Source organism: Saccharopolyspora rhizosphaerae, from assembly GCF_003931915.1.
In the GTDB taxonomy this organism is placed as follows: Bacteria; Actinomycetota; Actinomycetes; order Mycobacteriales; family Pseudonocardiaceae; genus Saccharopolyspora; species Saccharopolyspora rhizosphaerae.
Map to the genome: position 1 here is coordinate 222,817 of NZ_RSAA01000004.1, position 25,676 is coordinate 248,492.

The 25,676-nt window shown below is 71.0% G+C and carries 25 protein-coding genes, 2 tRNA genes and 1 pseudogene; 12 read left to right on the top strand and 16 right to left on the bottom strand.

The genetic code is table 11. The features are described 5' to 3' along the window. The first annotated feature begins 42 nt into the window (after nucleotides 1-42). Complete coding sequence (locus tag EIL87_RS04425) at nucleotides 43-897, top strand: alpha/beta hydrolase (RefSeq protein ID WP_233576014.1); 855 nt, start codon at nucleotides 43-45, stop codon at nucleotides 895-897. Between the two features lie 164 nt (nucleotides 898-1,061). On the opposite strand, the gene EIL87_RS04430 is transcribed toward EIL87_RS04425, so the two are convergent. The 7 genes from EIL87_RS04430 to EIL87_RS04460 form a co-directional block, all read right to left on the bottom strand. After that, nucleotides 1,062-1,700 (bottom strand): RBBP9/YdeN family alpha/beta hydrolase, encoded by a 639-nt coding sequence (locus tag EIL87_RS04430; RefSeq protein WP_125088851.1) that lies wholly within the window; start codon nucleotides 1,698-1,700, stop codon nucleotides 1,062-1,064. A 177-nt stretch (nucleotides 1,701-1,877) separates the two neighbouring features. Continuing rightward, nucleotides 1,878-3,158: an ATP-dependent Clp protease ATP-binding subunit ClpX gene (gene clpX / locus EIL87_RS04435; RefSeq protein ID WP_125088852.1), complete on the bottom strand. Its 1,281-nt coding sequence runs from the start codon at nucleotides 3,156-3,158 to the stop codon at nucleotides 1,878-1,880. 258 nt (nucleotides 3,159-3,416) lie between these two features. Further along, nucleotides 3,417-4,049 carry an ATP-dependent Clp protease proteolytic subunit gene (locus EIL87_RS04440; RefSeq protein ID WP_125088853.1) on the bottom strand — a complete coding sequence of 211 codons (633 nt, stop codon included), beginning with the start codon at nucleotides 4,047-4,049 and terminating at the stop codon, nucleotides 3,417-3,419. Nucleotides 4,050-4,092: 43 nt separating this feature from the next. Beyond that, on the bottom strand, nucleotides 4,093-4,716 hold the full coding sequence (locus EIL87_RS04445) for a ClpP family protease (RefSeq protein WP_125088854.1): 624 nt from the start codon (nucleotides 4,714-4,716) through the stop codon (nucleotides 4,093-4,095). Between the two features lie 251 nt (nucleotides 4,717-4,967). Next, nucleotides 4,968-6,380, bottom strand: a complete 1,413-nt coding sequence (gene tig, locus EIL87_RS04450; RefSeq protein ID WP_125088855.1) for a trigger factor — start codon at nucleotides 6,378-6,380, stop codon at nucleotides 4,968-4,970. A 145-nt stretch (nucleotides 6,381-6,525) separates the two neighbouring features. Further along, nucleotides 6,526-6,726: a hypothetical protein gene (locus EIL87_RS04455; RefSeq protein ID WP_125088856.1), complete on the bottom strand. Its 201-nt coding sequence runs from the start codon at nucleotides 6,724-6,726 to the stop codon at nucleotides 6,526-6,528. 121 nt (nucleotides 6,727-6,847) lie between these two features. Then, nucleotides 6,848-6,921, bottom strand: a tRNA-Pro gene (locus EIL87_RS04460). A 126-nt stretch (nucleotides 6,922-7,047) separates the two neighbouring features. On the opposite strand from EIL87_RS04460, the gene EIL87_RS04465 reads away from it, so the two are divergent. The 5 genes from EIL87_RS04465 (at nucleotide 7,048) to EIL87_RS04485 (ending at nucleotide 11,629) form a co-directional block, all read left to right on the top strand. After that, nucleotides 7,048-7,118, top strand: a tRNA-Gly gene (locus EIL87_RS04465). A 185-nt stretch (nucleotides 7,119-7,303) separates the two neighbouring features. Further along, nucleotides 7,304-8,767, top strand: coding sequence for an MDR family MFS transporter (locus tag EIL87_RS04470; RefSeq protein ID WP_125088857.1), 1,464 nt, complete (start codon nucleotides 7,304-7,306; stop codon nucleotides 8,765-8,767). Between the two features lie 60 nt (nucleotides 8,768-8,827). Then, on the top strand, nucleotides 8,828-9,454 hold the full coding sequence (locus tag EIL87_RS04475; protein WP_125088858.1) for a 2'-5' RNA ligase family protein: 627 nt from the start codon (nucleotides 8,828-8,830) through the stop codon (nucleotides 9,452-9,454). A 43-nt stretch (nucleotides 9,455-9,497) separates the two neighbouring features. After that, a complete protein-coding gene (locus EIL87_RS04480) occupies nucleotides 9,498-10,673 on the top strand; it encodes a GNAT family N-acetyltransferase (RefSeq protein WP_125088859.1) in 1,176 nt (391 codons plus the stop codon). 191 nt (nucleotides 10,674-10,864) lie between these two features. After that, nucleotides 10,865-11,629, top strand: a complete 765-nt coding sequence (locus tag EIL87_RS04485) for a coiled-coil domain-containing protein (protein ID WP_125088860.1) — start codon at nucleotides 10,865-10,867, stop codon at nucleotides 11,627-11,629. Nucleotides 11,630-11,650: 21 nt separating this feature from the next. Here EIL87_RS04485 and EIL87_RS04490 read toward each other — a convergent pair whose 3' ends face one another. The 3 genes from EIL87_RS04490 to EIL87_RS04500 form a co-directional block, all read right to left on the bottom strand. Then, complete coding sequence (locus tag EIL87_RS04490; RefSeq protein ID WP_233576016.1) at nucleotides 11,651-12,601, bottom strand: hypothetical protein; 951 nt, start codon at nucleotides 12,599-12,601, stop codon at nucleotides 11,651-11,653. A 132-nt stretch (nucleotides 12,602-12,733) separates the two neighbouring features. Further along, nucleotides 12,734-13,543, bottom strand: coding sequence for an Fpg/Nei family DNA glycosylase (locus EIL87_RS04495; RefSeq protein WP_125088861.1), 810 nt, complete (start codon nucleotides 13,541-13,543; stop codon nucleotides 12,734-12,736). A 75-nt stretch (nucleotides 13,544-13,618) separates the two neighbouring features. Next, nucleotides 13,619-13,924: a hypothetical protein gene (locus EIL87_RS04500; RefSeq protein ID WP_125088862.1), complete on the bottom strand. Its 306-nt coding sequence runs from the start codon at nucleotides 13,922-13,924 to the stop codon at nucleotides 13,619-13,621. Nucleotides 13,925-13,972: 48 nt separating this feature from the next. Here EIL87_RS04500 and EIL87_RS04505 point away from each other — a divergent pair, with 48 nt between their 5' ends. The 4 genes and pseudogenes from EIL87_RS04505 to EIL87_RS28015 all read left to right on the top strand — a co-directional run. Next, the gene (locus EIL87_RS04505) at nucleotides 13,973-14,749 is read left to right on the top strand and encodes an MBL fold metallo-hydrolase (protein WP_125088863.1); all 777 of its coding nucleotides are present in this window, start codon (nucleotides 13,973-13,975) and stop codon (nucleotides 14,747-14,749) included. 121 nt (nucleotides 14,750-14,870) lie between these two features. Continuing rightward, complete coding sequence (locus tag EIL87_RS04510; RefSeq protein ID WP_125088864.1) at nucleotides 14,871-15,431, top strand: YbaB/EbfC family nucleoid-associated protein; 561 nt, start codon at nucleotides 14,871-14,873, stop codon at nucleotides 15,429-15,431. Further along, nucleotides 15,428-15,757 (top strand): WXG100 family type VII secretion target, encoded by a 330-nt coding sequence (locus EIL87_RS04515; RefSeq protein ID WP_233576017.1) that lies wholly within the window; start codon nucleotides 15,428-15,430, stop codon nucleotides 15,755-15,757. Before EIL87_RS04510 ends, EIL87_RS04515 begins: the two co-directional genes overlap by 4 nt. A 26-nt stretch (nucleotides 15,758-15,783) precedes the next feature. Continuing rightward, nucleotides 15,784-16,158: pseudogene (locus EIL87_RS28015) on the top strand (WXG100-like domain-containing protein); the annotation flags it as partial. Between the two features lie 44 nt (nucleotides 16,159-16,202). On the opposite strand, the gene EIL87_RS04525 reads toward EIL87_RS28015, so the two are convergent. Further along, nucleotides 16,203-18,020: a prolipoprotein diacylglyceryl transferase gene (locus EIL87_RS04525; RefSeq protein WP_125088866.1), complete on the bottom strand. Its 1,818-nt coding sequence runs from the start codon at nucleotides 18,018-18,020 to the stop codon at nucleotides 16,203-16,205. A 444-nt stretch (nucleotides 18,021-18,464) separates the two neighbouring features. Next, nucleotides 18,465-18,812 carry a hypothetical protein gene (locus tag EIL87_RS04530; protein WP_125088867.1) on the bottom strand — a complete coding sequence of 116 codons (348 nt, stop codon included), beginning with the start codon at nucleotides 18,810-18,812 and terminating at the stop codon, nucleotides 18,465-18,467. Nucleotides 18,813-18,981: 169 nt separating this feature from the next. Here EIL87_RS04530 and EIL87_RS04535 point away from each other — a divergent pair, with 169 nt between their 5' ends. Both EIL87_RS04535 and EIL87_RS04540 read left to right on the top strand, forming a co-directional pair. Next, on the top strand, nucleotides 18,982-21,054 hold the full coding sequence (locus EIL87_RS04535) for a YwqJ-related putative deaminase (RefSeq protein WP_125088868.1): 2,073 nt from the start codon (nucleotides 18,982-18,984) through the stop codon (nucleotides 21,052-21,054). 40 nt (nucleotides 21,055-21,094) lie between these two features. Further along, nucleotides 21,095-21,415 carry a toxin-antitoxin system YwqK family antitoxin gene (locus EIL87_RS04540; RefSeq protein WP_158628581.1) on the top strand — a complete coding sequence of 107 codons (321 nt, stop codon included), beginning with the start codon at nucleotides 21,095-21,097 and terminating at the stop codon, nucleotides 21,413-21,415. Nucleotides 21,416-21,642: 227 nt separating this feature from the next. Here EIL87_RS04540 and EIL87_RS04545 read toward each other — a convergent pair whose 3' ends face one another. From EIL87_RS04545 to EIL87_RS04560, 4 genes are all read right to left on the bottom strand, one after another. After that, a complete protein-coding gene (locus tag EIL87_RS04545; RefSeq protein WP_233576030.1) occupies nucleotides 21,643-22,302 on the bottom strand; it encodes an endonuclease V in 660 nt (219 codons plus the stop codon). 64 nt (nucleotides 22,303-22,366) lie between these two features. Continuing rightward, nucleotides 22,367-23,011, bottom strand: a complete 645-nt coding sequence (locus EIL87_RS04550) for an aspartate/glutamate racemase family protein (protein ID WP_125088871.1) — start codon at nucleotides 23,009-23,011, stop codon at nucleotides 22,367-22,369. An 11-nt stretch (nucleotides 23,012-23,022) separates the two neighbouring features. Further along, entirely contained in the window at nucleotides 23,023-24,378 is a 1,356-nt protein-coding gene (locus EIL87_RS04555) for an MmgE/PrpD family protein (protein WP_125088872.1), read from the bottom strand. A gap of 2 nt (nucleotides 24,379-24,380) precedes the next feature. After that, nucleotides 24,381-25,661 (bottom strand): MFS transporter, encoded by a 1,281-nt coding sequence (locus tag EIL87_RS04560; protein WP_125088873.1) that lies wholly within the window; start codon nucleotides 25,659-25,661, stop codon nucleotides 24,381-24,383. Between the last annotated feature and the right edge of the window lie 15 nt (nucleotides 25,662-25,676).

A 25,676-nucleotide genomic window follows, 5' to 3' on the forward strand; every position in this document is an offset into this window, starting at 1 on the left:
GCCTTGGCAGGATTGCGGCCGGTGTCGAGGAGGAGGGATGGATTGCCGCATCGGAGATCGTTCGGAAGCGCGCTGTCGAGGCGCGCTCTGCTGACCTCGGGAGTGGCCGGCATCACAGCGGCCGGGCTCGGGCTGAGCACCGACAGCGCAGGCGGACCCGTCGAGCAACGGGTGTCGCTGGCCTCGAACGTCTCGGTCGAGCGGATCTACTCGCACGCCCGCAACCAGGCCATCGACATGGTCGCCATCCACCCCAGGAACGTGTCGTCGCGGGGGCTCCCGGTGTGCCTGATGCTGCACGGGCGCTTCGGCGACGCGCTGGACTCGGTCGCCGGCCTTCCCGCGTGGTTGTCGAACTCCGTTGCCGCCGGGCGCGTTCCCCCCTTCACGCTGCTCTCCGTGGACGGTGGTTCGAACAACTACTGGCACCGCCGCCCCGGAGACGACGCGATGACCATGCTCCTCGACGAGGTGCCGCAGTGGTTGTCCGAGCGCGGTCTGGGCGAACCGATCGCGGCGGCGGGCATCTCGATGGGCGGCTTCGGGGCCCTGGTGTACGCCCGGCGGCGCCGCGAGCTCGGCGACCCGATCCAGACGGCCGGCGTGATCGCTCCCGCGCTGCACACCAGCTGGCGGGAGATGCGCAAGCGGCGCGCGTTCACCAACGAGGCGGAGTGGCGGGCCATCGACCCCCTCCGCCACGTCGACGCCCACGGTGACCTGCCCCTCGGGGTCTGGTGCGGCAACGGCGACAAGTTCATCGAGGGCACCCGCCGCTTCATCCGCCTCGCCCGGCCGACCTACGCCTCGACGAGCCCGGGGCGCCACAACAAGACCTACTTCCGCAAGGCCCTCCCGGAACTCGTCGACTTCATCGGCGGCCACATCCGCACCTGAGTCCCCGGGGATTCGGCGAGCCACGCGGGTGATCGGTGATCGCCGAACCTCGTCCGCTGCTCACACGGAACCCGGCGTAGTCCGGCCACCTCGGCCGCGGCAGCGGACTCGGTCGAGGTGCGAGGCCCTGGCGGGGTGGTGCGGTGGAGCCGGCTCGTGGAGGGTCAGACCAGCCGGAGCTGCTCCTGGGAGCGACCGGCGGTGTAGGCGTCGGAGTCGAAGCGGTCGTGCAGGGGAACCGTTCCGTAGAGCGCCCAGCGCAGGACCGAGGGCCAGGGCCCGTAGCCGGCGTCGGTGTTGAGGTGACCGCCGTCGAGGACGACGTCCATCTCCACCTGCAGGTCCTCCGCCAGCGCGTGCGCGCGGTGCATCGGGAGGTAGGCGTCGCCGGTGCCGACGACCAGGCGCGTCATGCCCGCCGCGCGGCGCAGCGCGGTCGCGTCGACCGGGTACGGCGTGAGGTCGCGGGCGTCGGGGTGGTCCCACTCCGCGTCCGGCGGTGCCACCAGCAGCACCCGGTCCGCGCGCGGGTCGTCCGAGCCGGTGGTGGCGGCGTGGTGCAGCCACAGGGCCACTCCGCAGGAATGCGCGGCGACCACCAGCTCCGCCTCTGGTGGCACGGCCGCCAGGCGCTCGCGCAGCACCGGGAGCCACCGCTGGAGATCAGGCCGGTCCGGGTCCGGCAGCACCGGAGCGTCGACCTGGACGCCGTGCTCCGCGAGCTGGCCCGCCAACCACTGCTGCCAGTGCCACGGACCGGCACCGGTCATCCCGTGGACCAGCAGAACATGCATGTCGCTCATGCCAGGCACTCCCGGACTCGTCGTCTCGCCACCCCGTCCCTCCACCATCAACTATTCACCTGACCGCCGCGGGACGTGGCACCGGGTGCCCGCGACATGCCCTGAATGACCGCATCGGGTGGCCGAACGCACGAGCACCCCGCGCCGAGCGGCACGGGGTGCTGGTGGAGTGACAGCTCAGGCGGACTTCTCGCGACGCTCCCGGCGCGAAGCCTGACGGGCCACGATCGTGGGGTTGACGTTCTCCCGCACGGTCTGCTCGGTGATGACGACCTTCGCCACGTCCGAGCGGCTCGGGATGTCGTACATGACCGGCAGCAGGACTTCCTCCAGGATCGCGCGCAGACCGCGCGCTCCCGTGCCTCGCAGGATCGCCTGGTCGGCGATGGCCTCCAGCGCGGTCTTGGTGAACTCCAGCTCCACGTTGTCCATCTCGAACAACCGCTTGTACTGCTTCACCAGCGCGTTGCGCGGCTCGGTGAGGATCTGCACCAGCGACGCCTTGTCGAGGTTCGTCACGCTGGCGACGGTGGGGAGCCGGCCGATGAACTCGGGGATCAGACCGTACTTGATCAGGTCCTCGGGCATGACGTCGGCGAAGTGGTCGGCGGTGTCGATCTCGGCCTTGGACCGCAGCTCAGCGCCGAAGCCGACGCTGTGCTTGCCCACCCGCTCCTCGACGATCTTCTCCAGTCCGGCGAACGCGCCGGCCACGATGAACAGCACGTTCGACGTGTCGATCTGGATGAACTCCTGGTGCGGGTGCTTGCGGCCGCCCTGCGGCGGCACGCTCGCCGTGGTGCCCTCCAAGATCTTCAGCAGCGCCTGCTGGACACCCTCGCCGGAGACGTCGCGGGTGATCGACGGGTTCTCGCTCTTGCGGGCGATCTTGTCGACCTCGTCGATGTAGATGATGCCGGTCTCGGCGCGCTTGACGTCGTAGTCGGCGGCCTGGATCAGCTTCAGCAGGATGTTCTCGACGTCCTCGCCCACGTAACCGGCCTCGGTCAACGCCGTGGCGTCGGCGATCGCGAACGGCACGTTGAGCATCTTGGCCAACGTCTGGGCCAGGTAGGTCTTGCCGCAGCCGGTGGGGCCGAGCATCAGGATGTTGGACTTGGCCAGCTCGACGGCCTCTTCACCGCGGGCCTCGCGCCGCTCCCCGGCCTGGATGCGCTTGTAGTGGTTGTAGACCGCGACCGACAGGTTGCGCTTCGCCGGGTCCTGCCCGATGACGTACTGGTCGAGGAACTCGTGGATCTCCGCCGGCTTGGGCAGCTCGTCGAGCTTGACCTCGCCGGCCTCGGCCAGCTCTTCCTCGATGATCTCGTTGCAGAGATCGATGCACTCATCGCAGATGTACACGCCGGGGCCGGCGATGAGTTTCTTCACCTGCTTCTGGCTCTTCCCGCAGAAGGAGCACTTCAGCAGGTCGCCGCCGTCACCGATACGTGCCATGACCGCTGACCCCGTCCCCTCCGGCACGCCTCCGATCGGCGCGCCTGACCGTATGTGCCTTCGACGGTACCTGTCGTTCCCCGCGTTCGGGGAGACTCACAGTGTCCGCCATCGCCGTGCGTGCTGTGACCAGCGTCGCGTTCGGCGTGTCGCGGTCCCGGCAGCCGGGCGTGGCGCCCGCTCCACCGCCGGACCTGCGACCGGAACTCACGCTGCGGAAACGCCTCCGGGGGCCCTGAGGCCCCCGGGGACGCCACATCAGGACTGCTGCTGCGACAGCTTCCGGTACGGCACGACCTCGTCGATGATGCCGTACTCCTTGGCCTGCTCCGAGGTGAGGATCTTGTCGCGGTCGACGTCCTCGTGCACCTGCTCCTGGGAGCGCTTGGTGTGCTTGGCCAGCGAGGACTCCATCAGGTCGCGCATCCGCTGGACCTCGTTGGCCTGGATCTCGAGGTCGGAGACCTGGCCGTAGATGCCCTCGACCGACGGCTGGTGGATCAGCACGCGGGAGTTCGGCAGTGCCTGGCGCTTGCCCTCGGTGCCGGCGGCGAGCAGCACCGCGGCCGCCGAGGCCGCCTGGCCCAGGCAGATGGTGCGCACGTCAGGACGCACGTACTGGATCGTGTCGTAGATGGCCATCATCGCGGTGAAGGAACCACCGGGGGAGTTGATGTACATCTGGATCTCGCGGTCCGGGTCGTCGGACTCCAGGAACAGCAGCTGCGCCATCACGTCGTTGGCCGAGGCGTCGTCGACCTGGACGCCGAGGAAGACGATGCGCTCCTCGAACAGCTTGTTGTACGGGTTGGACTCCTTGACCCCGTACGCGGTGCGCTCGACGAACGACGGCAGCACGTACCGGGACTGCAACGACTGGTAAGGGTTCACGATGGGTGACTCCTCGTAACTAGGTCCGGGTGCGGGAGGGTGATCAGCTGGTCGGCAGGTTCGCCGCGCTCGCCACGTGGTCCACGAGCCCGTAGTCGCGGGCCTCCTCGGCGGTGAACCACCGGTCCCGGTCGAAGTCCGCCATGATCGTCTCGGGCGACTTGCCGGTCTGCCCGGCGATCAGGGCTGCCATCTCCTCCTTGTGCTTGGAGAACATCTTGGCCTGGATCGCGATGTCGGCCGCGGTACCACCCAGACCGGCCGAGGGCTGGTGCATCATGATCCGCGCGTGCGGCAGCGCGAAGCGCTTGCCCTTGGCGCCCGCCGACAGCAGGAACTGCCCCATCGAAGCCGCCATGCCCATCGCCACGGTGGCCACGTCCGGCTTGACCAGCTCCATCGTGTCGTAGATCGCCATGCCGGCCGTGACCGAACCACCCGGCGAGTTGATGTAGAGCTGGATGTCGCGGTCCGGGTCCTCGGCCGCCAGCAGCAAGAGCTGCGAGCAGATCTGGTTCGAGATGTTCTCCTCGACCTGGGACCCGAGGACGATGATCCGCTCCCGCAGCAGCCGCTCGAAAACCGAGTCGTTGAGCGAGAGCCCGTTCGTGCCCGTCCGCATGGACGGAGCCTGCGCGTTGGACGCCGGAGTCAGGTGCTGCGTCACGTCTCCCCTGCCTTCTCCCACAATGGGCCCTTGTCCACCCTGGCCGGTCGGGTCTGCCCGGAGCTCGTCGCAGCCCTTCCAAAGTGGACCCGACGAACCACCGGGCGTCCTCGACGACCGCAGGTGATGTCCTGCTTCCCTACTCGGGTGATCCGCTACGACAGACCCTAACGAACGTGGACGGCACCAGCTTCCCAGTACCGCCCACGTTCGCTCAGAGCTTGCGTATCAAGTTTTCGGCGAGAGCCGGATCACTGCTTGGACGACTCCGCCTTCGCGTCGTCGGCCTCGACCTCGGCGGACTCGGACTCACCCTCGACGACCTCGGGGGTCTCCTCGCCCTCCTGCGGGCCGAACAGCTCGTCCATGTCCAGCGTGTTGCCCGACCCGTCGGTCACGGTGGCCTGGCGGACCACCGAGAACAGCGCCTTGCTGCGGCGGACGTCGGCGTACAGGGCGCCGATCTGGCCCGACTCCTGGGCCTGCTGCACGAACTGGTCCGGGCTCATGCCGAAGCGCTGCGCCTGGTAGATGATGCGCTGCGTCAGCTCCTCGTCGGAAACCGACACGCCCTCTTCATCGGCGATGGTGTCCAGCACCAGCTGGGTGCGGACGGCCTTCTCGGCCTCTTCGCGGGTCTCGGTGTCGAACTGCTCGCGGGTCTTGTCCTGCGTCTCGAGCCACGCTTCGAAGGCCTTCTCGTCGTGGTCGAAGGGGTGGATGGCGTCGTGCTGACGCGCTTCCACCTCCTGCTCGACGACCTTCTCCGGCAGCGGGACGTCGATGGTCTCCAGCAGCACGTCCAGGACCTTGTCCCGGGCCTGCATGCCCTGCTCCATCTTCTTGACCCGGCCCAGGCGCTCGCGCAGGTCGGCGATCAGCTCGTCGATCGTGTCGAACTCGCTGGCCATCTGCGCGAACTCGTCGTCGGCCTCCGGCAGCTGGCGCTCCTTGATGGAGTTGACCGTGACCGAGACCTCGGCGTCCTTGCCGGCGTGCTCGCCGGCCACCAGCTTGGTGGTGAAGCTCTTGGTCTCGCCTTCGGTCGCGCCGATCACCGCGTCGTCGATGCCCTCGACGAGCTGTCCCGAACCGATCTCGTACGACAGGCCGGAGGTCTGGGCGTCCTCGACCTCTTCACCGTCGACCTTGGCCGACAGGTCGATGCTCAGGAAGTCGCCCTGCTGCGCGGGGCGGTCAACGCCGGCCAGCGTGCCGAAGCGGGCACGCAGCGAGTCGAGCTGCTCGTTGACGTCCTCCTCCGCGACCTCGACGTCGTCGACGCTCACCGACAGCTCGCCGAAGGCGGGCACGGTGATCTCGGGGCGGACGTCGACCTCGGCGGTGAACGCGATCTCCGCACCGTCCTCGATCTTGGTCACCTCGATGTCCGGGCGACCGAGGGTGCGCAGCTCGTCGCTGTTGACAGCCTCCAGGTACTTGGCCGGAACCGCCTCGTTGACGACCTCGTCGAGCACGGGCCCACGACCGATGCGGCTCTCCAGCACCCGCGCCGGGACCTTGCCCGGCCGGAAGCCGGGGATGCGGACCTGCTGGGCCAGTGCCTTGTACGCGCGGTCGAAGTTCGGCTTGAGCTCGTCGAACGGCACCTCGACGTTGATCCGGACGCGCGTCGGGCTCAGGTGCTCGACGGTGCTCTTCACGTGGTCTCCTAGTGCGAACGTGCTTGATTCCCCGGCGCTAGCTGAGGGCGCGGCTGCACCACGTCCGATGCCGGGCTGACCACCGAGTCTATTGCTTCCCGCCCGGGCACGGGGTGTGGGGTTGCGAGAAACGGCCCGCACCCGCTCAGCGAACCGGCGGAACGCCGAGGTCGGTCGGCGTGACCGCGGTGACGATGCCCGCCGCCGGGGACGAGCCGGGGGCCGTCGGCGGGCCCGGTACCCACAGGGAGACGGCGATCAGCGCCACGACGGCCGCGCCCAGCGCCGCGCACACCGCGGCGGCGGACCGCTGCAGCCCTGGACCGGTCTGGATCGCACCTCGCACGTCGGGGGAATCGGACGGGTTCACCAGGTCGTTACCGGGAGCTGCGCCTCACGCGGCGGGGATCACCCGTGGGAATGCGAAACCGGCCACCCGCGAGTCCTGCGAGCGGCCGGCTGACACGTCGGGGTGGCGGGATTTGAACCCACGACCCCTCGCACCCAAAGCGAGTGCGCTACCAAACTGCGCCACACCCCGTCCGACGTGCGACACACCCGGGTACCCCGGGTGCGTTGCGAAGAGCCTATCGCGACCGGTTAAGCTGGGGCACGCAAGGTCACCAACGGACCGCGGCTGCGCCGCGGACTCAGGTGCGGCTTGCACGCGGGCGTAGCTCAATGGTAGAGCCCCAGTCTTCCAAACTGGCTACGCGGGTTCGATTCCCGTCGCCCGCTCCGAACAGGGCGGAGACCCCGGCTGACCGGCTGGGATCTCCGCCCTTCTGCGTGCCCGCCCCGTGCTGCGCGTGGTGCGACACCAGGCTCCTGCGACGCCTGTGACCAGCGGCAGGAACCGTTTTGGGGTTTGTCGCGGGCTGGGGGATGCTGAAGGTGTTTCCGGTGTTGGAGCGGGGGGTTCTGTGCGGCGGCTCGAGTACAAGTGGCTGGTCGGCATCACGTTCGTGCTGGCGCTGATCATGCAGATCCTGGACGTCACGATCCTCAACGTGGCGCTGGCCACGCTGGGCCGCGAGTTCCAGGCCGAGCCCGCTCAGCTCCAGTGGGTGCTGACCGGCTACATGATCAGCCTCGCGGTGTTCATCCCGTCGTCCGGCTGGATCGCCGACCGCTTCGGCAGCAAGAAGACCTTCCAGGCCGCGGTGATCATCTTCACCCTCGCCTCGATGCTGTGCGGGCTGGCGACCTCGATGTGGATGCTCGTCGGGTCGCGCGTCCTGCAAGGCGTCGGCGGCGGCATGCTCGTCCCGGTCGGCCAGGCGATGATGTTCCGCGCCTTCCCCGCCAACGAGCGCGCGAAGGCCGGGGCGGTGCTGTCCATCCCGATCACCGTCGCCCCGATGCTGGGACCGCTGCTCGGCGGCGTCCTGGTCGAGTTCGCGAGCTGGCGGTGGATCTTCTTCATCAACCTGCCGGTCGGCGCCATCGCGCTGCTGTTCACGGTCCTGTTCCTCCGGGAGGAGACGACCCGCGACCCGGGCCGCTTCGACCTGCCGGGGTTCGTGCTGGCCGGAGCCGGCCTGGCCACGCTGCTGGTCGGCCTGGACCAGGGGGCGCAGGTCGGCTGGGCTCAGCCCGCGGTGTGGCTCAGCCTGGCCGCGTCCGTGCTGCTCCTCGGCGGTCTCGTGTGGCGGGAGCTGTCGGTGCGGTCGCCGATGCTGGACCTGCGCCTGCTGGGCGACCGGCTGTTCGGCACCGGCAACCTGCTGCTGCTGTGCATGACCGGCGCGATGTTCGGCGTGCTCTTCCTGATCCCGCTCTACCTGCAGACGCTGCGCGGGGTGTCGCCGATGTTCGCGGGGCTGACGATGATGCCGCAGGCCGTGGCGATGCTGGCGACCACGCAGGTGGTGAGCCGCGTCTACGGCCGCATCGGACCCAAGCGGCTGGTGCTGGCGGGCTTCGGCGTCCAGCTGCTCATCGGCGGGCTGCTGCAGCTGCAGGACCTGTCCACGCCGCTGTGGGCGCTCGGCCTGATCCTGGCCACCCAGGGCGTGGCGATGGGTCTGCTGATGACGCCGGTGCAGACCGCCACCTTCGCCGCGGTGTCCGGCCCGGCGATGGGGATGGCCAGCTCCATGTTCAACGTCACCCGCCAGGTCGCCACCGCCTTGGGCACCGCGGTCGTCGCGACCGTGCTCACCGCGCTCATGCAGCACAACCAATCCACAGTGGACAGCAGTGTGCCTGCGATGGCGGCCGAGGCGCAGCTGAGCGCCTTCCACGGCGCGTTCCTGGTCTCGGTGGTCTTCGCGGTGCTGGGTATCGTGCTGGCACTGCGGGTGCGCGACGCCGATGCCGCGGCCAGTCTCGATCGCCCGGATGCCGCCGCACGGCAGGGTGAACCCGAGCCGTCGAAACCGTGAGATAGGTCAAGCGCGCCCCACTTCCGGACACGTCCGGGCACTATGTGAGGGGTGACCGACATGCCGCATGCCGATCAGGTTCGCAACCACACCCGCTGGCGCACCGACTGGCACGCCGGCCGCACCGGGTACGCCTGGGTGTTGCCGCTGGCGGACCAGTCCGGGCTGCGCAAACTGGTCAACGACTACCAGTACGCGCTGCGCGACCTGCCCGGGTTCGACCTGGTGCCGCTGGAATGGATGCACATCCTGGTCCAGGAGATCGGTTTCACCGACGAGGTGGACGAATCCCAGGTCGAGCCCCTCCTCGAGGCGACCCGGCCGAAGCTGGCCGAGATCATGCCGCTGACGTTGGCGTTCCACCACGCGGTGGTGCTGCCCGAGTCGCTGTCGCTGCCCGCCGAGCCGCAGTCCAGCGTGCTCGACCTGCGCGCCGCCGTGCGCGAAGCCACCTCCGAGGTGCTGGGCGCCGACGCGGTCCCCTCGGAGCCCGAGGACATCGACAAGCACGTCAGCCTCGCCCACTCGACCACGGACGGACCGGCGATCTTCGCCATCGCCACGCTGCAGGCCACCCAGGTCGAGTCGGCCACCGCCAAGGTCTCGGCCCTCTCGCTGGTCAAGATGAGCCGCGACCACTCCAGCACGGAGTGGGAGACCATCGCCGAGGTCCCGCTCGGCGGCTGAAAAAACGGTCGCTCCACCTCGGGTCGGGCGGTACCAATGGTCCATGGGGAATCTTGAGGCGAGGAAGCTCGACGCTGCGGAGCACGAGGAGTTCCCGGCCGTGTTCGCGGCCGCGTTCCTGGAGGACTCCGAGGAGGAGCTGGCCCGGTTCCGCCCGATCGTCCCGCACGTCACGGCGCTGGGTGTCTTCGACGGCCCGGAGATGATCGGCACCGCCGGTCACCACGACCTCACGATCACGCTGCCCGGCGGACGCAGCTCGCCGGTGGCCGGGGTGACGACCGTCGGCGTCAAGCCCGGTCACCGCCGTCGCGGCGTGCTGACCGCGCTGATGCGCGAGCAGCTCGACCAGGTGCGCGGTTCGGCCGTCCCGCTGGCCGTGCTCTACGCCTCCGAAGGCGCGATCTACGGCCGCTTCGGCTACGGCGTGGCGACCTTCGAGAACCACCTCGCCCTGCCCGCAGGCGCTCGGTTCCGGGCCGACGTCGAGGTCGACGAGCGCCCGGTGCGCGAGGTCGACCGGGACCGCGCGTTGCCGGTCGTCCACGAGCAGCACACCCGGATCGCGGCGACCCGGGTCGGCTGGACCGGCCGCGGTGACGGGTCGTGGGAAGCCCTGGAGCTGATGCGCCAGAAGCGCGACGGCCTTCGGTCGCGCTACGCCCTGCACCCCGACGGCCACGTGATCTACCGCGCGGTCAAGAAGTGGACCGACCGCGGCCCGGACTACGGGCTGGTGGTCACCCACCTGATGGCCGAGACACCGCGGGCCTACGCCGCGCTGTGGCGCTACCTGGTGGAGTTCGACCTGGTCAGGGAGGTGGCGTGGAAGAAGGCGGCCGTCGACGAGCCGATCGTGCACCTGCTGACCGACCCGCGCGCCGCCGACCAGCGGGTCGTCGACGGGCTCTGGCTGCGGCTGGTCGACGTGCCCGCCGCGCTGGCCGCCCGCGGCCTCCCGGACGACGTGGTCGTGGAGGTCGGCGACTCCTTCTGCCCGTGGAACCAGGGGCGCTGGCGGCTGAACGGAGAGCCCGCGACTGCCCCGGCGCAGCTGTCCCTGGACGTGGCCGACCTCGCCGCGGCCTACCTGGGCGGCACCACCCTGGTGCAACTCGCCGCGGCCGGCCGCGTGCGCGAACTCGAACCGGGCGCCTTGGCCGCCGCCTCCCGCGCCCTCGCAACCGACCGCGCCCCGAACTGCCCGGACGCCTTCTAGGAGCCGCCTTCTCACCCTTTCGAGAGAGGGCGCGACATGTCGCGCGACATGTCGGCCACCACTCGGAAGGGTGAGAGGTTCGCTCGGGGTCCGTCGGCGGCAGCGCTGCTCGGAGCACTTCCCTCGACAGGGGCCCAGCGCCTCCCCGGGGCGGGTACTGTCGAACACAACGGGGTCCCGGGGAGGCAGGGATGACCAGTGCACTCGTAGTTCTGCTGATCGCGCTCGTCGTGCTGGGCACCGCGGTGTGGTGGTCCCGGCAGAAGGTCCTGGCCCACCAGCGCGAGCAGCTGGAGGACGACAAGGCCGAGGCTCGTCGCTGGGTGGAGCGGCTGGGCGGGCAGGTCCTCAACCTGGTCGGCACCAACGAGGCCGCGAAGCAGGCGCTGGCCGACGCCTCCGAGCGGCACGCCGCCGCGCTCACCCAGCTCGAGCAGGCCACCACCTCCACGCAGGCCCGGCTGACGACCCAGTCCGCGATGGAGGGGCTCTACTACGTGCGCGCCGCGCGCATGGCGATGGACGTGGATCCCGGACCCGAGCTCCCCTCGCTCACCGGCCAGCGCTACGCCGGGCACGTCAGCGAGGAGCGCGAGGTCGAGGTCGACGGCACGACGCAGGTGGCCTCGCCGAACCCGAGCGAACGCACCCCGCACTACTACCCGGGCGGCACCGTGGCGGGCAGGCCGGTGCCGGAGGGCTGGTACAGCGACCCGTGGTGGAAGCCGGCGATGGCCACCGGGATGTGGACCGCGGGGTCGTACGCGCTGATGTCGGCGATGTTCATCGGGATGGCGACCGTCCCCACCGAAGCCGCGTACGCCGACGGCTTCGCCGACGGAGCCGCGGTCGGCGACGTCCCCGGCCCGGGCGGCGACCCCGGGCTGATCGACGACTCGGAGGCCTTCAACGACGGAGGCATGGGCGGGTTCGACTTCGGGGGCTTCGGCTTCTGACCTGGCCCGCCGCACGACGTCTCAGCGCGACGCGAATGCGATCAGCAGGTCGTCGAGGCCGCCCGGGGCGCGGGAGCGTCGGGCGGCGAGCGCGGCGTCGCGCAGCCGCGCGCTCGCGCGGGCCGACCTCACCCCGGTCGCCAGGGCCGCGACCTGCGCCGCCGCACGTTCGGCTTCCGCCCAGGAGCGGACCTCCACCAGCACCGAGACCAGGTGGGCCGCGGCGAGGTAGGACGCCCACGGGTAGTCGTCGGGCGCCGCGTCCAGGGCGGCCGCGTAGCAGTCGACCGCTCGGTCCGGACGTCCGAGCGCGCTCCAGACACCGGCCTCGTGGTGGGTGACCTCGCGCAGGTCCACCCACCAGGCCCACGCCGGGTCCGTGCTCCGGACGCTCGAACCCACCTCGGTTCTGGCCCGGTGGAGGAGCTCGGCCGCTCGTTCGTCGCCCAGCGATGCTGTGGCGCGGGCGCGGCGCAGCGCGGTCATGATCCGCACCCGCGGGCTGAGCGGCAACCGCTCCACGAGCTCGACCGTGCGCAGCGCGTCCCGCGCTCGCCCGGTCTCCTGCTCCATCAGGGCCAGGTTGCCCAGCAGGAACAGCTCCATGCTCGTGTCCCCGGCCCGCCTCGCCAGGCGCAGCGCCGCCGAGGACAGCCGCCGGGCTCGTCCGTGCTGCCCGGCGTCGAAAGCGAGCCAGGCGGCCACTTCTCCGAGCTCCGCAACGGTGGCGGTGCAGTCGGCCTCGAGCGACGACGGGACGTTCCCGGCGGCCAGCCGAGCGGACGCTTCCCGGAACGCCCGTGCGGCCACCGGGACGAGTGCGGTGCCCCCGCTCTCGCCGTCGAGCCGCACCAGGTGCGCGGTGCTCGCCCGCAGCTGGTCGATGTCGTCACTGGCCAGAGGCTCGCGGCTGGGCTTCAGGACCAGGTCGTCCGGCGAGGGAAAGCGCCCCGCGTGCGCTCCGTCCGCCATCGCACCGCCTCCCCAACCGCTGACCTCCCGTGATCCCAGGTTACCGAGCCGCAGGACCGTCCTCCGCGGTGGAAGGAACTTCCCCACCACCACCGGAAGGGGCCAGTCGCAGGAGTTCCCGTCCTCGTGGGGTCACGCGGGCTGGCAGGTGGGGCACCAGTAGAGCTTGCGGGCGACCAGGTCGGCCGTGGCGACCTCGTCCCCGCAGACCAGGCAGGGCATCCCAGCTCTGCGGTAGACGTAGACCTCACCGCCGTGGCGGTCCTGGCGCGGTGCCCGGCCGGTGACCTCGGGGAGGTGTTCGTCGCGGACGGTGTCGATGCGGCCGACCTCGACCCCGTCTGCCATGAGCTCCACCAGATCGGCCCAGATGCGCTCCCACCGCTCACGCCCCAGCTCGCGGCCGGGCGTCAACGGCGGAACGCCGTGCCGGAACAGCACCTCAGCCCGGTAGACGTTGCCGACCCCCGCGAGGACCGCCTGGTCCATCAGCAGCGCGGCGATGCTCGTGCGCGACTTCGAGATCCGCTGCCACGCGCGTTCCGGGTCGGCGTCGGCGCGCAGCGGGTCGGGGCCCAGCCGGTCGCGGACGGCGGCGACCTCGTCGGGCGTGAGCAGTTCGCACTTGGTGGGCCCGCGCAGGTCGGTGAAGTGGGTGCGGCCGACCACGCGCATCCGCACCTGGCCGCGCGGTTCGGTCGCCGGGAGCTCGCTCTCGGCGAAGGTGCCGTAGAGGCCGAGGTGGACGTGCACGACCCGGTCGGCCTCGTAGAAGTGGAACAGGTGTTTGCCGTGCGCTTCGGCCCGCTCGTACACGGTTCCGTCCAGGACCGAAGCGCCCGAGGCGAAGCGCCCCTGCGGACTGCTGACCCGAACCGCGGTGCCGGCGAAGAGCTCCTGGTGCACCCCGGCCAGCCGGTGCAACGTGTGGCCCTCCGGCAAACCCGTCCTCCCGAGGTCGTCGTGCGCGGGAGGAGAGTCAAGCACACCGGCACCGCCGGGCCCGTGCCGGGAGCCTCAGAGGAGGATCCAGACCACAACCGATTCGAGCAGGTAGATCGCCGTGCAGCACAGCGCGATCCACAGGCCGCGGCGGACCGGGCGCTCGGTCCGCCGGAAGAACCCGGCGAGCAACGCGACCAGCACCACGGCCACCGCTCCGGCGATCAGCCACAGCCCGGCACCCAGCGCGCAGTCGGGCTCGGGGCAGGTCGACCCGGGCCCGCCGATGAGCACCGGCGACAGCAGGCTGTTCAGGAAGAACAGCACGCCCGCGCCGAGGGCGGTCGCGGCCAGCGCGGTCAGGGCGACGTGGAGACGCATCGTCGAAGTCTTGCAGAGATCGCCGCGCCTCCGCACTAAGCTCCACCCGTGGGCAACGCGTGGATCGAGGTGGCGGACCGGGTCTTCGCCCGTCGCCACACCGAGCTCGACCTCACCACGGGTCTCGTCGTCGGCGAGGAGTCCGCACTGGTGGTCGACACCCGCGGCGACCACCGGCAGGGCGCCGACCTGGCCGAGGCGGTGCGCGCGATCACCCGGCTCCCGGTGCAGGTCGCGATCACCCACGGCCACTTCGACCACTGCTTCGGCACCTCCGCGTTCCTGCCCGCACCGGTCTGGGCGCACGAGCGCTGCCCTGAGTTCCTCACCCGGACCGCGGCTGAGCAGCGCCGGCACTGGGTCGAGCACTACCGCGAGCGAGGCGACACCGGCACTGCCGAGGCGCTGGCGACCTCCACGCCCGCGCAGCCCGACCACCTCGTCACCGGCACCGCTTCCCTGAACCTCGGCGGCCGGGAGGTGCACCTGCACCACTTCGGCCCCGGCCACACCGACCACGACCTCGTGGCCGAGGTCCCCGACGCCGCAGTGGTCTTCGCGGGCGACCTGGTCGAGCACGGCGCTCCCCCGGACTTCGAGGACGCCCGCCCCGCGCACTGGCCCTCCACAGTGGACGCCGTGCTCGCGCTGCACCCCACCACCGTCGTCCCGGGCCACGGCGACCCGGTCGGCCCGGGGTTCGTGCACGAGCAAGCGGCGGACCTGGCGCGACTCGCGGAGGTCTGCGCGGGGCTGCGCCCACCGGCGGAATCGCCCTTCCCCGACGAAACCACCCAGGCAGCGCTAGACCGTTCGGCTCAGTGAAATGCGCCGTTGAGCCGCATTGTGCTGGGCGAGGGCACCGACGACCCCGGCGACACGTCAAACTGGTCGAAGCCATCACATCCGCACTGCAACGTGCTGTTGAGCCGGGGGAAGGCTGGAGATGCCTGGACGGGACTTCGACGCGTCGAGCGAGGAGAAGGCCGCGCGGAACTCCGCGTTGCGGAACCAGATCGACGACATGCTCGACGACCTGCGCAAGCGCACTGCCGACATCCAGGAGAAGCAGGCCACCGCCGCGCAGCAGACCTTCGAGGTGGCCTCCGACGACGGCATGATCACCGTGCGGGTCGACGCCACCGGGACAGTGCAGGAAGTCCGCTTGTCGGACAAGGCGTTCGAGCGCACGAACCCGGAGAAGCTCGCGCGGGCGATCACCAGCGTGATCCGCGAAGCCTCCGGCACCGCGCAGCGGCAGTTGCACTCCGAGTTCGCGCCGCTGGCCGACACCTCCAACGTGCCCGAGGTGCCGGGAATGCCGTCGCTGCAGGGGCTTCTCAACAGCGGGCCTTTCCTCACGCCGCCCGACCCGGCGGCCGAACGCGCGCAGCGCCGCAGCGAGGAGTCCACCTCGAGCCGGTCCGCGTCCGCACCGCAGGTGCAGGCCGGGCCCGACGACTGGGACGACGACTGGGAGAGCAACCGCCGAGGGGGCCGCCGATGAGCGGGAAGATGCGGATGCAGCCCGAGGAGATCCGCTCGGGCGGCAAGAAGATCGGCGACGCGGGGGACGACCTCGACCAGGTCCTCACGACCCTCAAGTCCGGTTTGGACGCTGAAGGTGAGTGCTGGGGCAACGACGAGGCCGGCCAGCAGTTCGGCGGCGACTACACCAAGGGCCGCGACAGCGTTCTGGAGAGCCTGAAGAAGGTCGTCAAGGCGCTCGGTGACATCAACGACAACCTCAAGGCCACCGCCGACGACACCGAATCCGGCGACCAGCAGGGCGCGAGCGGGATCGGCAAGGCCGGCTCGAACATGCCTCGGTAGGGAGTTGACTTCACGTGAGCATCGAGATGCCCGACGAGGTCAAGTGGCTGTTGCCGATCGTCGTCGGACAGTCCTGGCCCGAGGGTGATGAAGACGCCATGCGCCGGATGGCCGACGCGTGGCGCACGGCCGGCGAAGGCATCGCGAACGTCCAGGACGCGGGCAACGCGGGCGCGAACCAGGTCAACCTCGCGGTGGAGGGAGAGACCGGCGAGGCGTTCTCCAAGCTGTGGAAGGACGTCGGCGGCAGCGGCGACTCCGCTCTGGCGAAGCTCGAGGAAGCGTGCGAGAAGCTCGCCAAGTCCTGCGAGGACGCCGCGCTGGACGTCGAGCACACCAAGCTGACGATCATCGCGTCGCTGATCGCGCTGGCCATCCAGATCGCCGCGATGATCGCCGCCGCGCCCGCCACCTTCGGCGCCTCCACCGCCGGTATCGCCGCAGCTCAGGGCATCACCCGGGCCGTGGTGCTGCAGATCTTCAAGCAACTCGTCTTCAGCATCCTCAAGAACGTGGCCATCGAGGTCGCCACCTCGGTCGCGATCGAGTTCGCCGTGCAGGGCACGCAGGTCGCCATGGGCACCCGCGACGGCCTCGACGGTGGGAAGTTCAAGGACGCGGCGATCAGCGGCGCCATCGGGGGTGCCGTGGGCGGTGTCTTCGAGGGCGCGGGCAAGGCGTTCAGCAAGGGGGCCGGTGACGCCATCGGCGACGCGGCCGGGGACGCCGCGGGCAGCGCGGGCACCGCAGCCGGGCGCGCCGCGGGTGACGCCGCAGGCGACGCGGCCGGTGAAGCCGCCGAGAGCGCCGCGAAGACCATCGGCAAGGAAGCCGTCAAGGAAGGCGCGCTCGGTGCCGCCGAGGGTGCGGTGGGCAGCGCCGCCGAGCAGCTCATCACCGAGGGCAAGCTCGACTGGGAAGACGTCGGCACGGGCGCGGTGTCGGGCGGTGCCACCGGCTCCGTCATGGGGGGCATCGGCGGGGCCAAGGAGCACTTCGGCGGGGACGTGGACGTCCCCGACACCGACGGAGGTTCGTCGGGGTCGAACGGCTCCTCCTCGGGCGGTTCGTCGTCCGACCCGAGTTCTTCCTCCGACAGCTCAGGCAGTTCGACGTCCGACTCGAGCTCTTCCTCCGACAGCTCAGGCAGTTCGACGTCCGACTCGAGCTCTTCCTCCGACAGCTCAGGCAGTTCGACGTCCGACTCGAGCTCTTCCTCCGACAGCTCAGGCAGCTCGACGTCCGACCCGAGCTCTTCCTCCGACAGCTCAGGCAGCTCGACGTCCGACCCGAGCTCTTCCTCCGACAGCTCAGGCAGCTCGACGTCCGACCCGAGCTCTTCCTCCGACAGCTCCGGCAGCTCGACGTCCGACCCGAGCTCTTCCTCCGACAGCTCAGGCAGCTCGACGTCCGAGTCCGGCTCCTCCTCGGGTGGTTCGTCATCGGGCTCCGGTTCGAGCTCGAGCTCCACCTCGTCGGACCCGTCGGCTCCCGGCTCGGGCGCGGGCGGTTCCGAGGGTTCGACGTCCACCTCCGGAAGCAGTTCCTCGTCGGACCCCGGCACGTCCACGTCCTCCGACAGCGGTTCTTCCAGCACGTCCTCGTCGGGGTCGAGCACCTCCGCCGATTCGGGCTCGAGCCGCTCCTCGGACTCCGGCGTCTCGACCGCGAGCACCGCGGATCCCAGCGGCTCGGACAGCGGCTCCCGTTCGTCGGAGAGCGGTTCCTCGTCATCCGGCGGTTCGTCGGAGGGCTCGTCCTCGGGCGGGTCCGATGGCCGGTCCCACTCCGACACCACTTCGTCCACGTCGGAGTCGTCGGGTCCGTCCACCACCTCGGAGTCCGGTTCGTCCGACGTGCGGTCGGGTTCGGACGGAAGTGGCGACACCACAGGCGGTTCCAGCCGTTCCGACTCCGGGTCCTCTTCGGACTCCAGTGGTTCGGCCTCCAGTGGTGACGGCTCTCGCTCCACTGACTCCGACGACAACGGCTCGCGCGGCGGCGGAGGCGTGGCCGGAGCAGGCGCCGCGCACGCAGGTGGTGGCGGGTCGTCGAGCTCGTCCCCGGGCGGGTCGGGTGGCACCTCGCTCAGCGGCACGCTGCCCACCGACGCGGACCGCGGCCCGAGCACTCCGGCCGGCACCTCGGCAGCCAACGTCGACGCCCCCGCAGCCCCTGCTGCCTCGGCCGCGCCGGGAGCGGCAGGCCCGACAGCACCGCGCACCGACCAGCCCGCCTCGGGCGGAGCGGTCGGCGGGGGCATGGCCGGCGCCCCCGGATCGGCCGGCGTGGGTGGCTCGACACCGTCCGCAGGCGGCGGTCGCCCCGGCGGCGGGTGGACCGGCACCGCCGGATCCCCGGGCGCCGCAGCCCGCCCAGCTGGTGGTGACCCAGGTCCACGCCCGGAGCGCGCCGCCCCCCGCGGCTCAGCCACCCCGGACGCCCCGTCCCGCCCGAACACCAGGCCGGACAGCGGAGTCCCGCAGCACCGCGCCCCGCAAGGACCGGGCACCAGCTCCCCGCGTCCCGACGGTTCGGCGCCGCGCCCAGCCGGACCTGCTCAGCGCCCGGACACCCCAGGACCGGGCGGCACGCGGCCCGACAGCTCCACGCCACGTCCGGACGGGCCCGCCCAGCGCCCGGACGCGGGGTCGCCACACCCCGACGGGCCTGGTCAGCGGCCAGACGGCACGAGCCCGGAGGGCGCTCAGCGCCCGGGCGGCTCCGACCCGAACGGATCCCGCCACGACGGCGACCGTCCCGACTCCCACAGCGACCGCGACGGCAACCAGGACGGCCAGGACCGCCACGACGGCGACCGGCCGCAGGACGGCGAGCCGGGCACCCCGGAGCGCCAGGAGCAGATCGACAACGCGGAGTCCACCCGCCAGGACACCCCGGCCGGGTCGTCGTTCCACACCGATCCGAACATGCGCGACCTGGCCAGCCGGGTCCCGGACGACGGCGTGCACCACACCGTCGACGTCCACGCCTTGCCCGACGGCCGCGTCCGCGTCGGCGACCACACCTTCTCCGCGAAGGAGTTCGCCGACATGCTCCGCCGCGACCCGAACTGGGACGGCAGCAAGCCCGTCCGCCTGCTCTCCTGCGACGCAGGTACCAGCGGCCTGGCGCGGGACCTCTCGAACGAGCTCGGAGTCCCGGTCACCGCACCTCGAGGACTCGCCTGGACCGACGGCAACGGCCGCGTCTTCGCCTCCGACATGGGCCCCGACGGCCGCCCGGGCTGGCCCCCGAACGGCGGCTGGGACACCCACCACCCCGACGGCACACGAACCCCGGCCAGCAACGACGGCTTCCACCCCACCCGCGACGGCGAGGACGCAGGACAGCAGCCGGATGGCAGCGAAGCTTCCCGGAAGGACGGCCTCTCGGAAGAGGACAGGCGGCAGCGCCAGGAAGCGTTGGTCGACGAGCTCAATTCACTTCCACGGGACAAGGCGCAAGCCATCTTCGACAGGTACTACCGTCAAGACTCCAACGGGGTGGTGTACCGGCGCGACGGATACGCGAACGACCCGAACCTCTGGCACCAGGGTGCCACCGTTCCCCCGCTCCGCCTCGGTTCTGACGGCCGCTTCTCCATCAACGAGGGGCAGCGGGAACTCACCGCTAGAGCTGACTACGTCGGAGAGCCTCGGCGGCAAAGCGGTCCGCTCCCGCAGGAATGGGCCCAGACGGCCGATGACCTCGCGCGCGGTAGACCTGGGATCCAGCAGTCCACCATGGAGGCGGCCGAGTCCGCGAAGGGCAACCCCGATCCGAACTCGCGGTGGACCGAATCTGGTGGGCAACCGCTTGACGACATCGATCGCAGCGGTTTCAACCACGCTCGCTCCGTGACCGGAGAGGCGCTGGGCGACCTGGCGCAGACGCACTTCTTCAGCGAACTGGAGCAGCGCGGCTACCGCTTCGACGACGAACGCATCGCGACCGGCAACGCAGGCCACTTCGACGGGTTCAGGCGGGGCATCGACCCCGACGGGAACTCGGTCTACGTCGTCACCGAGGCGAAGGGGCCGAGCGCCGGCCTCGGCGCTCGGCAAGGCTTCGAGCAGGGAACGCCTGAATACTTCAAGTCCGTCTTAGACGCGATGGACAAGCGAGGCGGTCACGAAGCCGTCATCGCCCGGGAGCTCTCCGATGCTCTCGGCGATGGCCGGGTCGAGTACCACCTCGTCCAGGCGAACGTCGAGCCCGTCGGCACCAACTCCACAGACGCTCCGTCCTCTGGTACATCGGTGCCGCACGAGCGGTACTCCGGGTACACCGAGAAGCAGTTCGACCTGAACCCCGATCGTCCGCTCCACGAGCCACCGAGCTCGCGCCCGGACGCAGATGGCCCTGAAGCGCCTCCGGAGAACGCCGAAGCACGCGGAGGCGCCCCGGATGAGGACACGGGGACCGCTGAACACGAACAACGGGATGGCGCAGAGGCCCAAGAACCGTCGGACTACAAGCCACCGGCGGCCGAAGGGCCGGCAGCCCATCCTGTTGACTTCTCGCACACACCGCTGGAGGACCCAGGCGCCACCCCTGACTTCTCCGAGAGCGGGCCTTCTGACCGCACTCGCGGCTCAGCTGTGGAATCGCTCCCAGAAGACCGCGTCAAGCGGAACGACAACGGCCTCATCGCCGAAGTCAAGGACGCCGAGGGGAACTTCGTCCCCATCCACGACTACGTCCAACAGCTCTCCCAAGAACGGGCCGAAGCCATCGCCCCGGGAACGCACAAGAAGGAAGGGCCATGTTCGGCGGTCGCCATCGACCTCCAAACTGGGTTGATCACCGAAGGCGTGAACGGACGCCCGAACGATGTGCTGAAACCCGAGAACGTCCACCCGCTGCTGCGGGAGAACCTCGAGTCGCTCGGCCAGTGGCAGTACCCGGTTCGGGAGTCCGAAACCACCCTCGCGACCAACCACGACGGGGAGGCGGTCGTGCTCGACGGGCAGCCCCATTTCGACAAGCCGCTACGGCATGCCGAGGTCAAGGCCGTCAACGAACTGCTGTGGGCGCGCGAGCGAAGCGGCGATCCGCTGACACGGGAGGCTCTGGAACAGCTGCGCATCGATCCGCGCTGGGTTCGCGACGGCAGGAACATGGCCGTCGGCCAGGAGGCCCCTGCCTGCGCGAACTGCGATTCCGTGCTTCGCGGTGTGCCCAGCTACACCGGGCGCTTCTCGTACAACCCGTTCGACTATCGGTACCCTGACAAGCACTCGGTAGAGAACGACAACGGTTTGCGGCGGGACAGCGAGGACTCCGGTGGATAATGTGCGCGTCAACCGGGCGGACACGTCGATGGACGACCGCATGATCACGACGTACCAGGGATCTCCGTTCACCGGCGAGGTGGTCGACTTCGCCGCGGACGGGACGGTGATCGAGCTCACCAGCTACGAGAACGGCATCGAGCACGGTCCGCAGGTGGAGTGGTTCCCGAACGGCACCAAGCAGCTGGAAGGACGGTGCGACCGCGGGAAGGCCGTGGGTGAATGGCGCGAGTGGCACTCGAACGGCCGGCTCGCCCGGTACGAGGAGTTCGACGAGTTCGGCGAGCTGCTCAAGCGGCAGCGTTGGAGCGAAGCCGGCGAGTTGACCGAGGACCACACCGGCACACCTCCCCGCCGCTGAGAGCGCGCCAGGTCCCGGGTTCAGCCGAGGGTTGCACCCGCCGCGGTGAACTTCACCATCGACCTGGAGCGACACCCGCGCTTCACCGACACCACCCCGGACTGGTTCCGAGCGCACGTGCCTGGCGGACGAAGCGCAGGACCGTGAGGGTCCTGCGCGCAGGAACGGGGTTGTGACGCGGTGGGCAGGTGACCTGGAAAGCGCTGCACACGGCTGGGCGCCGCTGGTCAGGAGCGACGGGACAGGTGGTCCGCGGATCTCGTCGTCTCTGGGAGGCGGTACTTCGGTGCCAGGTCGAGAACCAGGTCGCAGGCGTCGTCGAGGGTGTAGCGGTGGCCGATGGAGACGAACACCGGCTTGACGCCGGTCTGCGTGCGGAGGGCTCTGCCGACCTCCTCTCCGTCCATGGTCACGGGTGACCACGAGCCTCGTGGTTCTGCGGGTGGCTCGTAGTGGCCCATCGCGGTCTTGCCGACGCCGATCGACGGCAGGTCGGTGAGGACGCCGAGGTGGCAGGCGAGGCCGCAGCGCCGGGGATGAGCGAGGCCGTGGCCGTCGCAGACGAGGACGTCCGGGACCACCCTCAGCTCCTGCAAGGCCTTGAGCAGAGCGGGCGCCTCGCGGAAGGCGAACAACCCTGGGACGTACGGGAATTCGGCGCGGCCTCGGACCGCTGCGCTGTCCACCAGGGACAACGTGGCGACGTCCAGGACCGTCACCGCGGCGACGAGCTCGTCCGAGGACTCGCGGTAGTCCACGTCCAGGCCGGCTGCGGTGCGCACCTCCGCCGGCTGCTCGTCCGTGCGGACCAGCGACCGGAGCCGCTCCTGGATCGACACGGCTTCGGACTCGGTCGTCGGCCAGTCGTGCAGCTCGCGCACCTCGATCACGGACGTCATCCTATGGCCCCGACTCCCGCGCCTGGCGCCAGCAGGCGGCGCACCTCCTGCCTCAGCGGGCGGGTGTTCCGCCGAGCGCGCCGAGGACTCCGAGGCCGGTGCGGATCGGGTCGAGGACCAGAGGTAGTCCCGGTTCCTGCTCGGCGGTGTCGACCGCGGAGCAGCCGTTGACCACCGCCGTGACCCCGGCGGCGCGGGCCGCGATCAGAGCGGGGCGCATGGCCGCCGACCAGCGGGCGGGGTCGGTGATGTCCTCCACGTCGAGGTCGAGGACGCTGACCTCGTGGAACGCGGAGTTCCAGCCGTAGGCGGAGATGCGGTCGCGCAGCTCGGTGGCGATCGCCGTGTTCCGGGTGATGGCGCCGACGCGGTGCCCGGCGGCGACCGCGGCACCGACGGTCAGGCGGAGCAGGCCCAGCGCGGGACGGCCGCCCAGCGTGCCGCCGTCGTCGGGCACCGCGGGGTCCAGGACGCAGTCCGGCAGGACCGCGTCGCAGCCGGGCGCGTCGGCGAGGGCCTCGGCGACCAGGGCCTCGGACCGGCGCACCTCCTCGGCGGTGTTGAGGGCGCGCGGGCCGTCCTGGAGGTCTCGCAGCACCACCTGGATCCCGGGCGGGGCCAGCGAGTCGTAGCGGGCTTGGCGGCGGGCCACTTCGGCTGGTCCGACGGTGATCGGGGTGACGGCGTGGATGAGCACGTGGTTCCTCCTCATCGGAAGCGGGTCGCCGACCCGAGCGCGCGCAGCACGTCCCCGGCGTCGGCCGCGTCCGGCAGGGCGGCGCACTGCTCCCGCACCGCCGCGACCACCTCGGGCGCGCCCAGCAGGTCCCCGAGGACGCGCACCCGGTCCTCGGCGGTGAACGGGTGGTACGCGGCGTCCCCGACCGGGTTCGGGCGTTCTTCGACGAGCTTCCCGGCAGGTGTGTCCACCGTGACGCGGACCGGGCGTTCACCCGGCAGCCGGGCGTCCAGGTCGGCGGCCGCACGAACCGTCACGCGCCGGGCGAGATCGGCCGTGGCGGGATCGCCCAGCGCGTCCGATGAGAGGTCAGCCGGGACGACGTGCCCTCGCAACAGCGCGGTGGCGACGACGAAGGGCAGCGAGAACATCGCGGCCAGCGGCGTCGGCCACGTCGTGCGGTCCAGTTGCGCACCGAGGGAGTGGATCTCGACCACGACGTCCCCGGCTTCACCGTCGAAGCGCTCCCGCAGCCCCAGCGCCGCGTCGATCGCGGCGTGGGTGAACGAGCAGGACGAGTGCTGCTTGAAGTAGCCGCCGAGGACCTCCCAGCGCTCCCCCAGGCTCTCGTCGAGCGCGGCCGGGTCGAGGGCGCCGAGCAGGTCCCCGAGCGATGCGGCGGCGACGCCGGTGAGGTGGCCGGTCCGGGAGGAGGCCAGTCGCGCCGCGGCCAGGCCGGACTGGTTCGACGCGCCCACCCAGTGGTCGCGGACCGGGTTCCCGTCCAGGGCGGCGGAGAACGGCCCGGCGACCGGCAGCCCGCTCGCGGCGTCCACCGCGACCGCGGTCTCGTCACCCCGCAGGCCCAGGACGCGGGCGCACCCCGCTCCGGCTCCGACCACGCCCCAGTTGCCGTGCGGGTGGACGCCCTGGCGGAGCCGGGTCGCCCGGCCGAACCGGGCGGCGACCTCGTAGGCGGCCAGCAGCGCGCTGCCCAGGTCCGCTCCCGTCGTCCTCGTTCGCGACGCCAGCGCCAGCACCGCCGGGAACCCGTGCGCGGCGGGGTGTCCGCCTGCGAGCCGGTGGCCGTCGTCGAGTTCGAGCCGGACGGAGGCGGTGGCGTTCAACCACGCTGCGGCGTCGACCGCGACCGAGCGGCCGGTGCCGAGCAGGGGCGCCGGACCACCAGGCGGGTCCCAGGCGTCGACGACCGCGCGCTGCGCGGGTTCGCGCGAGCCGAGCGCGGTGACCGCGACGGCGTCGACGAGCACGGTCAGCAGTCGTTCCTGGACCTCGGTCGGGACGTCTGACCAGCGCAGACCGGCCACCCACTCGCCCAGCCGCCGCACGGCCGCGCGGACGCGGTCCTGCCGGGGCGCGGTCACGCTCAGACCCCGGTTGCGGCGGTCGCCGCCTCCGGGCTGCTCGTGCGCTCGCGCGGCACCAGCAGCATGAGCAGCGCGCCGGCCACGGCGAGCCCGGCCATGACGACGAAGCCGCTGGTGAAGCTCCCCGTGCTGGACACGATGAAGCCCATCACCGAGGGGGCCACGATGCCGGAGGACGCGAACGCCGCGTCGGCGAAACCCGCCGCGCTGCCGGGCTGGTCGGGAGCCGCGTCGATGGACGCGACCCACCAGATCCCGCCGGTGACGAACCCGAAGCCGACGCCCAGCGAGATCGAGATCACCGCGACGGTCAGGGTCGGCGCGATCGCCAGCGGCACCAGCGAGCAGCCGGCGAGCAGCAGCGCCACGCCCATCACTCCGAACCGGCTGCGGATCTTCGGGCTGCGCCGGTAGACGCGGTCGACGATCACCCCGCCCGCCAGCGCGCCCACGATGCCGCACGCCCACGGCGCGATCGAGAACGCCCCGGCCTGCTTGACGCTGAGCCCGTAGGCGTGGGACAGGAACGAGGGCAGCCAGTACATGAAGCCCCAGAACATGAAGCCCCACGCGAAGTAGCCGCCCGCGACTACCCACAGGTTCCGGTTGGTCAGCAGCGGACGCCAGCGCACCGGCGCGCGGCCCGAACCGGCCTCGGCCTCCTGGCCCGAGGCGATCAGCTCGCGCTCGGCGGCGTTCACCCGCCGCGACTCCTGCGGCAGGTCGCGCAGCAGCGCCGTCGCGATCACGGCCCACACGACGCCGAAGACCGCCAGGGTCCAGAACATGCCACGCCAGCCGATGACGTCCATCAGCCCGGTCAGCAGCGGACCGGAGATGAGCAGGCTGCCCGAGACGGCGACACCGCCGCAGAGCGCCAGCGCGACGCCGCGCTCGCGGACCGGCAGCCAGCGGCTGACGGTCCTGGTCGCCGCCGGGAACGCCGGTGCCTCACCGATCCCGAGGAGTAGCCGGATGACCAGGAGGCCGGCGAACGACCCGGCCACCGGGATCAGGGCGGTGGTGATCGAGAACAGCACGACGGCGGTCAGCAGCACCCGGCGGCACCCGAACCGGTCCACCAGCGGTCCGGACAGGAACGCGGCGACCATGTAGCCGACGGAGAAGACGGAGCTGATGATCCCGTACTGCGCGGTGGTGATCCCGAAGGCCTCCTCCAGCGGTCCGACCGCGTAGGAGACCGCGCTGCGGTCGATGTAGTTGATGACGATGAGGCTGACGACCAGCCCCAGCGTCACGAAGCGGAACCGTGTGCTCATGTGGGCTTCCTTCGA

Excerpts from the sequence above, each read along its gene's own strand:
- EIL87_RS04430 (WP_125088851.1), bottom strand. The coding sequence starts at position 1,700 with ATGAGCGACATGCATGTTCTGCTGGTCCACGGGATGACCGGTGCCGGT.
- clpX (WP_125088852.1), bottom strand. The coding sequence starts at position 3,158 with ATGGCACGTATCGGTGACGGCGGCGACCTGCTGAAGTGCTCCTTCTGC.
- EIL87_RS04475 (WP_125088858.1), top strand. The coding sequence starts at position 8,828 with ATGCCGCATGCCGATCAGGTTCGCAACCACACCCGCTGGCGCACCGAC.
- EIL87_RS04480 (WP_125088859.1), top strand. The coding sequence starts at position 9,498 with ATGGGGAATCTTGAGGCGAGGAAGCTCGACGCTGCGGAGCACGAGGAG.
- EIL87_RS04485 (WP_125088860.1), top strand. The coding sequence starts at position 10,865 with ATGACCAGTGCACTCGTAGTTCTGCTGATCGCGCTCGTCGTGCTGGGC.
- EIL87_RS04490 (WP_233576016.1), bottom strand. The coding sequence starts at position 12,601 with ATGGCGGACGGAGCGCACGCGGGGCGCTTTCCCTCGCCGGACGACCTG.
- EIL87_RS04500 (WP_125088862.1), bottom strand. The coding sequence starts at position 13,924 with ATGCGTCTCCACGTCGCCCTGACCGCGCTGGCCGCGACCGCCCTCGGC.
- EIL87_RS04510 (WP_125088864.1), top strand. The coding sequence starts at position 14,871 with ATGCCTGGACGGGACTTCGACGCGTCGAGCGAGGAGAAGGCCGCGCGG.
- EIL87_RS04515 (WP_233576017.1), top strand. The coding sequence starts at position 15,428 with ATGAGCGGGAAGATGCGGATGCAGCCCGAGGAGATCCGCTCGGGCGGC.
- EIL87_RS04525 (WP_125088866.1), bottom strand. The coding sequence starts at position 18,020 with ATGCCCCCGCCGACCGCTCCGCCCGAGGCGGGCTGGTCGGTGCGCGGT.
- EIL87_RS04530 (WP_125088867.1), bottom strand. The coding sequence starts at position 18,812 with ATGTCGGCGAACTCCTTCGCGGAGAAGGTGTGGTCGCCGACGCGGACG.
- EIL87_RS04535 (WP_125088868.1), top strand. The coding sequence starts at position 18,982 with ATGGGCCCCGACGGCCGCCCGGGCTGGCCCCCGAACGGCGGCTGGGAC.
- EIL87_RS04540 (WP_158628581.1), top strand. The coding sequence starts at position 21,095 with ATGATCACGACGTACCAGGGATCTCCGTTCACCGGCGAGGTGGTCGAC.
- EIL87_RS04560 (WP_125088873.1), bottom strand. The coding sequence starts at position 25,661 with ATGAGCACACGGTTCCGCTTCGTGACGCTGGGGCTGGTCGTCAGCCTC.